Below are 13182 nucleotides of genomic sequence, written 5' to 3'. Positions count from 1 at the left end.
GCCCGACCCGTTCGACTGTGAGGAAGTGGAGAAGATCATTGACCACGCGCACACCAACTTTGCGCCCACGGTCGCCAACTTGATCGCGTTTCGATTCTTCTCAGGTCTGCGCATCCTGTTGGTATTGACTGCACAAGCAGCTTGCCCATGGTGGGGAAGGATGGCTAAGCGCTTCTTGACACGAGGTTCTGACGGCACGGTCATTCACTATGGCGATGCCGGCCGATGGAGGCCGAGCAATGGCCAGTGCCCCAACGGTTCCGTGTGGTTCGGTCGGACTCCAGGAAGCGGACTGCCCAGAGCTAATGAGCATTCGCTTGGCCTACCCAAAACGTTAACTCTTGATGCAAAACGTCAAAGTAGGCAGAAATCTGCTCAAGAACTCTAACGGAGGCCGATTTTGTTAGCGATCTAAAGTGTAAATATTCTGTCTCTTTTTTCATCAAAAGCATGGAATATTATCACTCACAGCCTTGCTGGGACATGATACAGCAACACCTCATGTTGGGATCCAGCCTTCAAAGTGCTATTATTTTGGCTGTTTTTGGTTAAAAGAGATGAAATATTAGCTATGGCCAAGAAGACAGCCCCACTCTTGCCGGCGACAAACAAGCTTCTCATCGAATTCGGCGAGCGGCTCAGGCTTGCGCGTCTGCGCCGAAAGTTGACAGCCAAACAAGTCGCCGAACGCGCGGGGATGTCTCCCATGACTCTGCGTTCGCTGGAGAGTGGCGGATCCGGCGTCACGATTGGTGCATACCTGTCTGTCATGCAAGTTCTTGGATTGGCCGGCGACCTAGCGAAACTTGCAGTTGCGGATGACCTTGGCCGACAGCTCCAGGACGCTCGCTTGATAAGGAATGACGTTGTACGTAACCGCCAAGGGGCTGCCTCGAAGACCGTTCGCGGTCCGGAGCCGATAGCCCGTGCGCCGCGCAGTTCCTCTCCAACTCAGGCGAAGAGAGTGGAAACGAATGGCGACAAGCCGGTGGCTGAAGGCACTTGGAAGAAAGTCGAAGGAGAAACGGTGGCGTTCATCGACGCCGCGAGCACGCACAGTTTGGCCTCTTTGCTTCGGAAGCCGAAGCGTAAAGGGAACGCACCGTCATGAGCATGATCGCTGTATATGCGGACTGGGATGGACTGCCTAGCCCCCGACGACTTGGCTTCTTGCACAGCCGTAGGACCAGAGCGACTGAGCGATTCGAGTTCGAATACGACGATGCCGCGCTCGCCGATCCTCTCCTGGCCGGGCTGCAGTTGGACCCGAGCATTCAGCCCTTTGGCGGTCCGCAGTACCCCGCCCCACCCAGGGAAAAATTCGGGGTTTTCGATGACTCCAGCCCTGACCGTTGGGGGCGCCTCCTGATGGGGCGAAAATTCGAGCGTGACAAGCGGGCAGGCTTGGTGCCTGCGGGAGCTCGTCTCTACGAATCGGATTTCCTGCTCGGGGTGCATGACCTCTATCGAGTGGGCGCGCTGCGGTACCGCCTCGAGGATGCAGGAGACTTTCTCGATGACCGAGTCAACGTCGCAGCCCCGCCTTTTACTGAAATTCGCGCCCTGGAGCAGGCCAGTCGCGCGCTTGAGCTGGACCCCGACAACGTCGCTGCCCAGGGCCAGGACTGGTTGCGCATGCTCATCGCGCCAGGGGGCTCGCTCGGCGGTGCCAGGCCCAAGGCGAGCGTTGCGGACGATGCGGGGCATCTTTACATCGCCAAGTTCCCAAGCACGCGGGATACCTACGATGTCGGTGGATGGGAGATGGTGGTCAATGCCTTGGCCAACGGCTGCGGCCTCAACGTCGCTCCGGCGCAAGCTCGGAAGTTTGCCAGCGACTACCACTGTTTCATGGTGCGCCGCTTTGATCGTACCGATGCGGGGCGCCGGCTACATTTTGCCTCGGCGATGACCATGACTGGACACAGCGATGGCGACGATGCCTCGACAGGGGTGAGCTACCTGGAGCTCGCGGAGGTACTGATGAATCAGGGCTCGCAGCCCAATGAGGATCTGCGCGAACTATGGTCGCGAATCGTCTTCAACATCCTGGTCTCCAACACTGACGACCACCTTCGCAACCATGGCTTCATCCTGGTGCCGGGCGCTGGTTGGAAGCTTTCACAAGCCTACGACATGAACCCCGTCTCTCATGCAGACGGCCTCAAGCTCAACATTACCGAAGCGGATAACGCTCTCGATCTTGAATTGGCTCGGGAGGTTGCCGGTTACTTCCGGCTGAACCTTCATGAGGCAAACGAGATCATTGAGGATTTTCGAGACATCGTCGGTCAATGGCGAGCCCTGGCTCAGGGCCTAGGCCTATCAGCGTGGGAGCAGGACCGAATGGCAGATGCCTTCCGGCTTGCCGGGTGACGTTCCATTTATGGAGGCATCACGCACCGCCCAATCGGCAGGCCGGCCGACGCATGGCTGACTCAAGATGCACTGTGGCTTGTAAGCAAGACTGTGGCCGACAAACTGCGCGCGCATCTGCTGTCACAGGGTGTCGATGGCATGAACCGCTGGCCCTGGTCCAGGCTGAACTGGTCGGGGGTGGCTTGGCGCAGCTCACCGGTGCGCACGCCGGTCAGCATCAGCAACCGCAGTCCCAATGCGTTTGCAGCCGGCGACGGTACCTGCGCACGCGCTGCAGGTACTTCGGCAGTTCGGCCATGCGCAGGAACGGGTTGCGGTTGACTGGCGGCAGCGGCACGGCCACCACATCCAGATCGGAGGCGGGGTTGTGTCCAAGGCCGGCACGACCACCAGGGCATAGCGGAACATCTGGTTGAACCAGATCCGGACTTTCTCGGCGACCGAAAGCGCCTTGCGTCGCTCGATGTTGCCGATGACCTCAAGCAGGTCCACACGCCTGATTTCGTAGATGGACCGCTTTCCCTGGAGGGGTAGCACGTCGTTGGCGAAGATGCGCGGGATCAGGGACTGGCTGGTCTGGCGCCCCTCGTCGCAGGACAGGCCCCGGTGGACGAGCCATTTTAGGAAGACCGCCTTGAAGTTGGTCAGTCAGGCAGTGGCACGCTTGTGCTTGCGATGAGCGTGAGGGTTGGTGCTTTTGGCCAACAGGGCGCGGGCTTCATCCCGAAGGATCCGGGCGTCTCGCAGAGAGACCTCTGGGTAGCACCCCAGCGACATCCGCCTTTGCCTGCCGAACCACTGATAGCGGAAATGCCAGGATTTGCCCCCGCCAGGGGCTACGGCCAGTGAGAGTCCATCCAAATCGGAAAGGGTGTATGCCTTGCCGGTGGCTTTGGCTTTGCGGACGGCGAGATCGGACAGTGCCATGTTCCAGTTCCTGAACCTGGGTCTGGAACCAGTGCTGATCACGATCAATCCGCTCTCCCAGCAACAATCCGAAAGTCGCGCCGTCCTAAAGATGGACTAAATAATGGACTAAAAAGTCTTGGCTTGGCTTGGATTTCGGTGGAGTCACTGGATTGAGTCAGAAGAAAAACAGTTTGTTTTCAATGACTTGCAGTGATCCACGGACGTTAGCGGAAATCCCTGGAAGGCTGGAGTGGAGCGGGTGATGGGAATCGAACCCGGTTCAGCATGCTTATTTTTTAGCCATAGGCCTAAGCTCTCCTCTGAAGCACCCTTTACATGCAACGTGTCAATGCCCCTGCTTCCCCCTTATTCCCCCTTTTTTTGCCCAAAAATTTGCCCAAACTATGAAACGAGCAGCCTAATTACGCAAAAAACCGCAGCAACTGACTCATTGGTAACGTTCAAGCACCGCAGATCAACGGCAGCTTTGCAGGGCGGATTCAACCGGTCGTTGCAACACACTAACCACCGCATAGGCGGTAGGAGTGTTGCAAATGAAGCAGCGACCCAGAATCTACTATTCGGATAGCCAGAAGGCGCTGATGTGGGAGCGCTGGAAGCAAGGCTGGACGTTGCAGGAGATCGGCAAGCTCTTTGATCGCGCCCACTCTTCGATCCATCGAATCCTGGCCGAGACAGGTGGAATCCGTCCAGTCCAACGATCACGGGCCGCAACCGCATTGACGCTGGCCGAACGAGAAGAGATTTCGCGGTCAATGGTGACGGGCGCATCGATTCGCGCCATTGCCACTCGACTCGGACGAGCACCATCGACGATCAGTCGAGAGATCAAGCGCAATGGAGGCTGCAACAGCTACCGTGCCAACCAGGCAGATGAAGCAGCCTGGGATCGAGCGCGGCGCCCCAAGCGCTGCAAACTCGTTGCGAACTGCGCATTGGCCCGAGTCGTGGCCCGCAAGTTACGGGTGCTGTGGTCGCCAGAGCAGATTGCTGGTTGGCTCAAGCAGACTTATCCTTGTGACGAGGGGCACCGCGTGTCACACGAGACTATCTACCGCAGTCTGTTCATTCAAGCGCGTGGCGCCTTGAAGAAGGAACTGTTGGAACACCTCAGACGTACTCGCGGAATGCGTCGCTCACGGCACTACACGCAGAAGACGGCAATCCATGGCCAGATCGCCGATGCAGTCACGATCCGTGAACGTCCGGCGTGCGTTGAAGACCGAGCTGTGCCTGGGCATTGGGAAGGTGATCTGGTCTTTGGCAGTGGCAACAGCCAGATCGCGACGTTGGTCGAGCGTCAAACGCGCTACGTGATGTTGGTGAAGCTCGATGGCAAAGACACGCAGACGGTCGTCAACGCGCTCATCAAGCATGCCCGCAAGCTGCCACAGGAGCTCTACCAATCTCTGACCTGGGACCGGGGCACCGAGATGCATGCCCACAAGCAATTCACCTTGGCCACGGATATTCAGGTCTACTTCTGCGATCCGCAAAGCCCATGGCAGCGGGGAAGTAACGAGAACACGAATGGGTTGCTCAGGCAGTACATGCCCAAGGGCATGAACCTGTCAGGGCTGTCACAGCATCAACTCAACGCGATAGCGAGACAATTGAATGAGAGGCCACGCAAGACGCTCGGCTTCCATACACCCGCTGAGATGTTCAGCGCATGTGTTGCATCGACCGGTTGAATTCACCAGCGGTTGCTGCCATTGGCCGGTGAAGGCAGTATGCGCACGGATTGGCTCCAAGCGGTCATTTGGCTCCACGACGGACTACTGATCGAATGGCTGTTTGCGATTGCGCTGCTGTCGGCCGAGAAAGCAGCCAAGCACACGCATCGAGGCGCATTTTCTGCGAAGCGGGGGCAGAATGTTGGCCTATACAAGCAGTATCAACTGCGTAACCTAGGGAGAGGGCCAGCGAGGATGTCAGAGCTTCATGATTGGCAGAGTGTGCAGGCGCCACTGCGCGTGTTGACGCTGGATGGTGGCGGGGCCAAGGGCTTTTACACCTTGGGCGTGCTGAAGGAAATCGAGGCAATGATTGGTTGCCCGTTGCACCAAAGGTTCGATCTGGTCTTCGGCACGAGTACGGGCGCCATCATCGCATCATTGATAGCGCTTGGCCATGGCATCGATTCCATCTTGGAGCTTTACCGCGAATACGTACCTGCCGTAATGTCGCAGACGACAGCACATGCTCGTTCGGCAGCGTTGAAGAAATTAGCGAGTGAGGTCTTCGGTGACGCGACGTTCGGCGACGTGAAGACCGGCATAGGCGTGGTCACCGCCAAGTGGCTTACAGAGCGACCGATGATCTTCAAGGGGAGCGTCACCCAAGCCCATGGGCGTGTCGGCACCTTCCTCCCCGGCTTCGGGGTAAGCATCGCTGACGCCGTCAAGGCATCCTGCTCGGCCTACCCCTTCTTCGAACGCACGGTGGTCAGGACCTCATCGGGCGAGGACATCGAGCTGATCGACGGCGGCTACTGCGCGAACAACCCTACGCTGTATGCGATCGCAGATGCTGTGCGTGCGCTCAAGCGTGACCTCAAGGAAATCCGGTTGGTCAGCGTCGGCGTGGGCGTCTACCCTGACCCGAAGCCGAGTCTGCTGATGTGGCTGGCGAAGAAGTACCTCGTCAGCGTCCAACTGCTGCAAAAGACCCTTGAGATCAACACGCAGTCGATGGATCAACTGCGCCAGATTCTGTTTCATGACGTGCCGACCATCCGGATCAGCGACACCTACGTCACACCCGAGATGGCCACCGATTTGCTGGAGCACGACCTCAAGAAGTTGAGCATCTTGTTCCAGCGCGGGAGGGAGTCGTTCGCCTCGCGCGAGAAACAGCTCCGAGAGTACTTGATGTAACAGGGGTGCAGATGCCAATACCAGAATCACAGCTCGACACTTGGTCGCACCAGGGCTCAATCACCCAGTCGAGTAACACTTACAACTCGATCAAGAGCGTACTGGAAGCCAGTACGACGCCATATTCTGGCAAGAACTTCAAGGTGTTCCTGCAAGGTTCCTACGGCAACGACACGAACATCTACGCTGAGAGCGATGTGGATATCATCATCCGGCTCGACGACTGCTTCTTCAGCGATCTCGATTCGCTGCCCGAAGAGGAGAAGGCAGCATACAAGCAAGCCTTCAGTGACGCGGTGTACACGCACGCGGATTTCAAGCGCGACGTGTTATCGGTGTTGACGGGCCAATACGGTTCGGCAGTCAAAGCTGGGGACAAAGCCATCGCTATCGACGCCAGCGGCTCGCGCAGGAAGGCCGACGTAATTGTGGCCACGCAGTTCCGGCGGTACTTCAAGTTTCGATCGTCATCGGACTCAGAGTACGCCGAAGGCATCTGCTTCTTCAACGCTGTTGGCGAGCGGATCGCTAACTACCCCAAGCAGCACTCTGCAAACCTGACAACGAAACATCAGGCATCGGCCAAGTGGCTGAAACCGATGGCACGGGTGTTCAAGAACATGCGCAGCCGAATGGTTGACGATGGCCTGATTGAGGCGGGCATAGCTCCCTCGTACTACCTCGAAGGCCTGCTCTACAACGTGCCGAACGAAAAGCTAACGTCAAGCTACCAAGACTGCGTCGTCAACATACTGAACTGGTATCGGCAGGAGGCAAAGAAAGTCGATCTGGTGTGCGCAAATGAGCAGTATTACCTGCTGCGCGACGGATCTAACACCTGCTGGCCGCAGGCACACTGCGATGCCTTCGTTGAGGCGGCGGTGAAGCTTTGGAACGAGTGGTAGGCCCAGGAGCACATGTATGAACCGCCTAGGTTGTCCGCCATGGTGCAAACCCAGCATCTGAAGGAGGAGAAATTTTGTCCCGTCAGACGATTTCACTATTCATGTGGGGCTACCAGCCGCACTTCCGGCACAGTATCGAATACCTTGCCAGGAATGTGTTGAAGGAGCTGGGTGTTCCAGTAGATGCGATGGCCCTACTCGTCGGCGTACGCAGACCCGGGTATGCGAATCGGAATCCCGTTTGTGTAGAGCCCGAGGATGGGCAGTGGCCACTGGCGCTCTTTGATGGGCTTGTCGGCTCTGTCGACGACATCTATTCGAGGCATCACCTCCAGAACATGTTTTTCGGCGACGAACAGAGCATGCGTGACAAGCCAGAGTGGATGCGCTGGGACTCCGTGACGACAGCGGTACACCGCGCATTAAAGCCCTATGACGAAGGGCAAAGTGTCCGTTCGTTCGTCGGCCAAGCTAGGCCGATCGGCGACTTTTACGTCGCTCCGGTAATCCAGGTTCCGGAGGCGTTGTTCCGAAAGTTTCCTCCGCTCAAAAAACGTGCGTTGAGGGATAAATTCGACCGTGGTGGCGGATATCCCAGTTTGATCCATGCCGCGCTCGCCACGGTGTTAGATGAGGCGACCAATGCCCTACAACGCCCAGAGCCCGGACGTAACATAGGCGAAGAGATGCGAAGGGCGGACGAGATCGTACGTCTCGCGGCGAAAGCTTTCATGCATACACCTGGATTAGCAATCTCTGACCGGTACGTGCATTCAGATTTATTTAATCGCTTGAATGTCATCTCATCTCTGCTGTACGAAGGAACAAGGGGTGTAGGTCGTCTCCTGCTCGCAAATCCAAAGCACCCCGGAGTTGAGTACCTATTGCGCTTCCGAACACCAGTTCGGATAAATGACCCTCGATGGACAAGGAAGGTGCTGCAACTCGCTGGTCCCTCCGCAGCGCTCATTGCTGACATTGAGCACGTCTACGGCCTGGGGCGACTCCTGCCATCTCATGATCCGGAAGATCAAAGTGTCTTCGTGGTTGATTTCCTGGATCACTACAACTGGGAGCTACGGTGCGGAGAGCTTGTGTTGCTGCGAAGCCTCTACGGAGAGCCGACACTTCCTAGTGAAATCATCGAAGCGGATGCATTCAAAAGCAATTTGGCTCGCATGTTTCCTGCCTCCACGGAAACGACGCGTGAGCGCTTCTGGCAACTCTTCAATGCCGCTGCGCATCAGAAGATGGGAAGCATGATTGTGATCGCAGAAGACGCGGAGTTAGAAGCTTTACGGCTAGAAGCTCAGGGCACGACCATTCAGCCTGTGGAACTGTCGGTCGAACTCCTACGACAGGCGAGCGCTATTGACGGTTCAATTTTGATGGACCCGCAAGGCTACTGCCACGCGATTGGTGTCATCCTTGATGGTGTGGCAAATGAGCGGTGCACGCCTTCAAGAGGCTCTCGCTTCAACTCGGCAGTTCGCTATATCAGCTCCGGGACCCTGCGTAGGCTAGCAATTGTCGTGTCAGAGGACAGGACGGTCGATATATTTCCACCGTTGAGGCCTCGCCAAAGCCGCAAGGAGCTTGATGACTATGTACGGGCTTTCACTGCATCATCGGTCCACGACTATCACGCATCAATGAACTGGCTTCACTTGCGCCGGTTTTACCTTAGCGCCCAACAGTGCACCGACATCAACGCCGCTCTCGCCCGACTCGAAGCGCTTCCGAAGGATGTGGGTGAGATTCGATTCTTGTACAGCCCCTTCAGGGCTGATCCAGAGTTCGAGGACAGCTACCTGATCGACTGAACTGAGCCCCGCATACAGAGACTCAAAGAGCCTATCCCACAGCGCGAGAGGAGTCCTCGACATGGCGAAAAACATGTCGCTCGAATGACCGGTGTTGAGGTCGCGGCGGTCAGAAGATCTTCAATTGTCTAGTGACTGATGCTGGAAATCTCCGCCATTCTGGACGCCTGCCTCGAAAGGCTCAGTTCAGCCTGAAGCTGTAGTTCGGAGGTGCACTATGGGAGTCTGCTCATGGCCGATCTGAGACTGTCGCTGATCGACCGAGGCTGTGTGAAAACTCCAGCGTGTGCAGGCAAGTTGAAGACTCGACCTCTCAGATCGACCCAGGATCGACGATCACGCTGTCGGTAATGGTTTTGCTACTCCTGAAAACGTGACTTTTTCGAGTTTTCACACAGCCTCGACCCAAGCCGACATCAGAATTGCTTATTTGGCTGTCTGATGAAGTAGGTTTCAGATTCCCATCGCCATGACCCAGCCCGACAGCCCGGCCAGCAGAACCACTAGTGCTGGAGGAACACGCCCCACAGTCAATAGTCCGAATGACAGCAATGCCAGCCCAAAATCCGCCTTGCTATGGATGGCGCTTGTCCACACCGGGTCATACAGTGCAGACACCAGAATGCCGACCACGCCGGCGTTGATACCCGCCATGGCTGTTTGAATGCCAGCGCGATGACGCAGCCCTTCCCAGAATGGCAGCGCGCCTATCAGCATGAAAAAGGCGGGGAGAAAGATAGTGGCCAGCAGCGCTAGACCACCAATGCAGCCGTGCAGCGGGCCTTGGGCGACTGCACCAAGGTAGGCCGAGAACGTGAACAGTGGTCCTGGCACGGCCTGCGCTGCACCGTAGCCAGCCAAGAAGTCGGCATTGCTCACAATGCCGCTAGGCACGACAGCGGCTTGCAGCAGTGGCAAGACAACGTGTCCACCGCCGAAGACCAGTGCGCCGGAACGATATACCCCTTCCAGCAGCGCTATCGTGGATGAGCCCGTGACTGCCGCCGACAGTGGCAATCCAACAAGCGGTGCAGCGAACAACAGTAATGCAACGATGCCTAGCTTGCGCGAAACCGGGTAGCTATGAGCCTGACCACCGCCAGGTTGAGCTATCTTTAATTGCCACCACCCCAGCAACCCTGCCACAGCGATGGCTGCAACCTGTCCCAGCGCCGAGGGCAAGATCATGGTCAGCAGTGCTGCCAGTATTGCGAGTGCAGCACGGGGGCGATCTGGGCATAGTGACTTAGCCATACCCCATACAGCCTGCGCCACGATGGCCACGGCGACAACCTTGAGTCCATGTACCCAGCCAGACTGCGCCAGACCCTGGTATTCGGCGATGCCGAAGGCAAACAGGATCAATGCAATAGCGGACGGTAAAGTAAATCCCGCCCAGGCTGCCAGCAATCCAGACCAGCCTGCGCGGCCTAGCCCCAACGCCATGCCGACTTGGCTGCTGGCCGGTCCCGGTAGAAACTGGCACAGCGCTACCAGATCGGAGTAGCTGCGGTCATCCAGCCAGCGGCGGCGCTCGACAAACTCCGATCGGAAATAGCCCAGGTGAGCGATGGGTCCACCAAAGGAGGTCAGGCCTAGTTTGAGAAAGGCGCTAAAGACTTCGGCAGTCGTACCCCGCGCGGGAGGGGTTTCGTGCGACAAGGTGTTGGTGGAATCGGTCATTTGTGCATTGCCTCCCCGGTGAACTCCCGGATGCGCTCCTTGGCCAGCGCCAAGCCTTCTTTGCCCTTGGTCGTGATCGTGTAGAGCTTGCGCACCGTGCGGCCTTCGCGCTCCTGCCGCGAGACGAGGTAGCCGTCTCGCTCCATCCTGTGCAGCATCGGGTAGATGCGTTCCAGGAGACAGGCGGTAGCCGTGATGAGCCAGCTCGTCGATCATCCATTGCCCATAAATTTCCTGTTCGGCTGCATGGTGCAGCACATGCAGGCAAATAAACCCGGACAGAAGGTCGTGGTGCTCTAGTGTGTTTGATGTTGTTTTTTTGTCATATCGAAATTCGATGATAACTCTTGCATGAGCACTTAGTGTGTTTGGCCGATGCCCCTTCTTCCGATAGATCACGCAGGCCTTAAGGCTGGCAGTTGGAGCTGGATCGGTCGGATGTAACTAGGACAGTACGGCAAGGGTCTTCTGCCCAGTGGCCCTACCTTGAAAGACTGCTAATGGCCGGTAGCACCAGTTCGCGGACCTCGCTGACAGCTGACCTTTCCGAACTGGCTCGCGTATCGGGGTGTCTGCTTCCTGGCGCATACGTGTGCTACGTCATGTTGGCGGCCATCCTGATTTTCATCTTCACCCTGACGCTGGTTATCTGGCAGCCACGCGGCCTTGGTATTGGTTGGAGCGCCTCGATTGGGGCCGGTATCGCGCTGCTGATGGGAGTCGTGCACTTGGCTGATATTCCGGTGGTCTGGCATATCGTCTGGAATGCCACGGCGACCTTTGTCGCCGTCTCAGACTATCGGCCATGAGCCGCCGCTGGTGGGATCAAGAAGCAGACATTCAACGTTTGACACGAGAGGCTAGGCCCGGCTTGCCGGGCCTAGCCTCTCGATGGAAGGGTTATGCATCACTTTCAGCTATGCGAAATGCACCAATCTCACGCAAAGCAGGCACTACATCTTCTGCCGCTCTGGCCAGAACATCAGCGTCAATGTCCTTAACGCTGTGCGCGATCAGATTCCGGCAGCTTCGAATGCGTTCGATTCTGGCAAGTAGCTCAGGGGATAGGTCAGGTAGCTCTCGAGCTATCTGAACGATGTTCTGAGAGGCATCAAACTTCTTGCCGAGTGACGATGAGGCTCGCTCAAGAATTGCTGCTGACAACAAGGACCATCCATCAAGAACGGCAAGTCGCGGCGAAATGCGCTTCAACGCATCAACTCGTTTGCGAAGGGAATCCGCATCAGTTGCCTCCGGCACCTCAATTGTTGTCTTACCTTGAACCTCAAACTTCAGGGATTCGTGCCGGTCATGCTGCTTTGCCAGTAAAAACTTGATATGGGTCGCCAGTAAATTTGCTGCGACACCGCCAAGAGCAGAAAGTACCGCTGGAAGAAGGAAGTCGATCATGCCGCCTCCTTCAGTTCAGCTACCACGATCGATATCAAATAGCAGAGCAAACCGATAAACACTGGACGGTCGAAGTACAGAATCGTTACTGTGTCTCTTCGCTCAGCAAGCAAGAGAGCCCATACCCAAGCAGCGATGAAGGAGAGAAGTAGGAGCAGCGAAAACGCGGCGAGGCGCTCGTCGGTGGTAGAACGAACTGTTGCGTTCAGCGCCTCAAGTTCCCTCTGGAATTCCGGCGACAGAGTAGATGTCTTGGACTTCAGCGCAAGAGCGGGTACCAAAAGCCCTGCGGCAGCTGTTGCTAGCGTTGGGCCTACGAAACCCGCCGTATCAGTTTTCAGGGCAAGACGAAGGCCATACTCAATTGCAATGAGTATGAAAGGAAAGAGGTACGCGAGAATTCTGTACACGGCAGGTCAGATAGACGAACTTGAAGCGGAGGATAGCGCGATTGAAGTGACAGCCTTGAATGACTCGCAGCTAGGCTTGTGATGCCTAACGAACAAGCTAAGCCGACCGCCGAAGGCGGGGCGGCTTGAGCGCAGGGTTAGAAAAGTTAACCTTCAAGAACAACACAGCCTTTACCCGCAGCGCCAATGCGCACAAGGTCGTCAGTAGTTTTGTGGTTTAGGCCTGTGAGAGTGACTTTCGCGCCAGACATCTTTGCTGCAGCGGCAATACGTACCAAATCGTCAGTTGTTTTATGGCTCGCTGTGAGAATAAATCCACCGCCAGCGGCGGCAATTCGAACCAGATCGTCGGTTGTTTTGTGTGCCAAACTCATATGAATATTCACTTTCTAACGTAATGTAGACCGCACCAAGCAGCAGGCCATATCTGGTGCTTGTGGTCTAAATTTGCTCGGCAAAATTGCTGCGAGTGTCTTGCAGCCTAGTTCTGCAGCGCAGGCGCTGTATGCAATTGCATTACTAAATTCAGCCATAAAACCCGCCGCCCCCTGCTGTGCTGCACGCTACACGGTCGATGGATCAGATCCGTGAGCAAATTCGTTTCAAACACTATAGCCTGCGCACTGAGTTGGGCCATGCCCCATGGGCTTCGCACATCATCAGATGACAGCTTTGCGAGTCTCGTCTGAAGGACAGCTCCGGGTCGACACGAGCCTGCCGGGGCACGCTGAAGCGGTCCTTCGAGCCAGTGCGTGGCAAACCG

The 13182-nt window shown here is 56.7% G+C and carries 11 protein-coding genes and 3 pseudogenes; 8 read left to right on the top strand and 6 right to left on the bottom strand.

Annotated elements, in window-relative coordinates; genetic code table 11:
- Window positions 1-571 precede the first annotated feature (571 nt).
- The 3 genes and pseudogenes from V8Z78_RS19685 to V8Z78_RS19675 all read left to right on the top strand — a co-directional run.
- Entirely contained in the window at window positions 572-1111 is a 540-nt protein-coding gene (locus tag V8Z78_RS19685; protein WP_046460277.1) for a helix-turn-helix domain-containing protein, read from the top strand.
- Window positions 1108-2376, top strand: a complete 1269-nt coding sequence (locus V8Z78_RS19680) for a type II toxin-antitoxin system HipA family toxin (protein WP_332295358.1) — start codon at window positions 1108-1110, stop codon at window positions 2374-2376. The genes V8Z78_RS19685 and V8Z78_RS19680 overlap by 4 nt, the downstream gene beginning before the upstream one ends.
- Window positions 2377-2421: 45 nt before the next feature.
- Window positions 2422-2520, top strand: a pseudogene (locus V8Z78_RS19675) (TraI domain-containing protein); the annotation flags it as partial.
- Here V8Z78_RS19675 and V8Z78_RS19670 read toward each other — a convergent pair.
- Window positions 2514-3306: pseudogene (locus V8Z78_RS19670) on the bottom strand (tyrosine-type recombinase/integrase); the annotation flags it as partial. The pseudogenes V8Z78_RS19675 and V8Z78_RS19670 sit on opposite strands and share 7 nt — an antisense overlap.
- Window positions 3307-3842: 536 nt before the next feature.
- On the opposite strand from V8Z78_RS19670, the gene V8Z78_RS19665 reads away from it, so the two are divergent.
- From V8Z78_RS19665 to V8Z78_RS19650, 4 genes are all read left to right on the top strand, one after another.
- Window positions 3843-5003 (top strand): IS30 family transposase, encoded by a 1161-nt coding sequence (locus V8Z78_RS19665; RefSeq protein ID WP_256630546.1) that lies wholly within the window; start codon window positions 3843-3845, stop codon window positions 5001-5003.
- A 39-nt stretch (window positions 5004-5042) separates the two neighbouring features.
- Entirely contained in the window at window positions 5043-6188 is a 1146-nt protein-coding gene (locus tag V8Z78_RS19660) for an anti-phage phospholipase (RefSeq protein ID WP_349731946.1), read from the top strand.
- Window positions 6189-6199: 11 nt separating this feature from the next.
- Window positions 6200-7093, top strand: coding sequence for an anti-phage nucleotidyltransferase (locus V8Z78_RS19655; protein WP_349731945.1), 894 nt, complete (start codon window positions 6200-6202; stop codon window positions 7091-7093).
- 74 nt (window positions 7094-7167) lie between these two features.
- Window positions 7168-8916 carry an anti-phage protein gene (locus V8Z78_RS19650; RefSeq protein ID WP_349731944.1) on the top strand — a complete coding sequence of 583 codons (1749 nt, stop codon included), beginning with the start codon at window positions 7168-7170 and terminating at the stop codon, window positions 8914-8916.
- A 453-nt stretch (window positions 8917-9369) separates the two neighbouring features.
- Here V8Z78_RS19650 and chrA read toward each other — a convergent pair whose 3' ends face one another.
- Window positions 9370-10599 (bottom strand): chromate efflux transporter, encoded by a 1230-nt coding sequence (chrA, locus tag V8Z78_RS19645; RefSeq protein ID WP_349731943.1) that lies wholly within the window; start codon window positions 10597-10599, stop codon window positions 9370-9372.
- A complete protein-coding gene (locus tag V8Z78_RS19640; protein WP_349731942.1) occupies window positions 10596-10757 on the bottom strand; it encodes a helix-turn-helix transcriptional regulator in 162 nt (53 codons plus the stop codon). Before V8Z78_RS19640 ends, chrA begins: the two co-directional genes overlap by 4 nt.
- 444 nt (window positions 10758-11201) lie before the next feature.
- Here V8Z78_RS19640 and V8Z78_RS19635 point away from each other — a divergent pair.
- Window positions 11202-11390: pseudogene (locus tag V8Z78_RS19635) on the top strand (ArsB/NhaD family transporter); the annotation flags it as partial.
- Between the two features lie 109 nt (window positions 11391-11499).
- Here V8Z78_RS19635 and V8Z78_RS19630 read toward each other — a convergent pair.
- The 3 genes from V8Z78_RS19630 to V8Z78_RS19620 form a co-directional block, all read right to left on the bottom strand.
- A complete protein-coding gene (locus tag V8Z78_RS19630) occupies window positions 11500-12009 on the bottom strand; it encodes a hypothetical protein (RefSeq protein ID WP_349731941.1) in 510 nt (169 codons plus the stop codon).
- On the bottom strand, window positions 12006-12419 hold the full coding sequence (locus tag V8Z78_RS19625) for a hypothetical protein (protein WP_349731940.1): 414 nt from the start codon (window positions 12417-12419) through the stop codon (window positions 12006-12008). Before V8Z78_RS19625 ends, V8Z78_RS19630 begins: the two co-directional genes overlap by 4 nt.
- Window positions 12420-12565: 146 nt before the next feature.
- Window positions 12566-12793 carry a hypothetical protein gene (locus tag V8Z78_RS19620; protein ID WP_349731939.1) on the bottom strand — a complete coding sequence of 76 codons (228 nt, stop codon included), beginning with the start codon at window positions 12791-12793 and terminating at the stop codon, window positions 12566-12568.
- Window positions 12794-13182: the final 389 nt, after the last annotated feature.

The sequence above is a fragment of the Comamonas sp. wu1-DMT genome, from assembly GCF_040187805.1.
GTDB classification, from domain to species: Bacteria; Pseudomonadota; Gammaproteobacteria; order Burkholderiales; family Burkholderiaceae_C; genus Comamonas; species Comamonas thiooxydans.
This window is presented reverse-complemented; position numbering and strand designations above follow the sequence as displayed.

Excerpts from the sequence above, each read along its gene's own strand:
- V8Z78_RS19685 (WP_046460277.1), top strand. The coding sequence starts at position 572 with ATGGCCAAGAAGACAGCCCCACTCTTGCCGGCGACAAACAAGCTTCTC.
- V8Z78_RS19680 (WP_332295358.1), top strand. The coding sequence starts at position 1,108 with ATGAGCATGATCGCTGTATATGCGGACTGGGATGGACTGCCTAGCCCC.
- V8Z78_RS19665 (WP_256630546.1), top strand. The coding sequence starts at position 3,843 with ATGAAGCAGCGACCCAGAATCTACTATTCGGATAGCCAGAAGGCGCTG.
- V8Z78_RS19660 (WP_349731946.1), top strand. The coding sequence starts at position 5,043 with ATGCGCACGGATTGGCTCCAAGCGGTCATTTGGCTCCACGACGGACTA.
- V8Z78_RS19655 (WP_349731945.1), top strand. The coding sequence starts at position 6,200 with ATGCCAATACCAGAATCACAGCTCGACACTTGGTCGCACCAGGGCTCA.
- chrA (WP_349731943.1), bottom strand. The coding sequence starts at position 10,599 with ATGACCGATTCCACCAACACCTTGTCGCACGAAACCCCTCCCGCGCGG.
- V8Z78_RS19640 (WP_349731942.1), bottom strand. The coding sequence starts at position 10,757 with ATGCTGCACAGGATGGAGCGAGACGGCTACCTCGTCTCGCGGCAGGAG.
- V8Z78_RS19630 (WP_349731941.1), bottom strand. The coding sequence starts at position 12,009 with ATGATCGACTTCCTTCTTCCAGCGGTACTTTCTGCTCTTGGCGGTGTC.
- V8Z78_RS19620 (WP_349731939.1), bottom strand. The coding sequence starts at position 12,793 with ATGAGTTTGGCACACAAAACAACCGACGATCTGGTTCGAATTGCCGCC.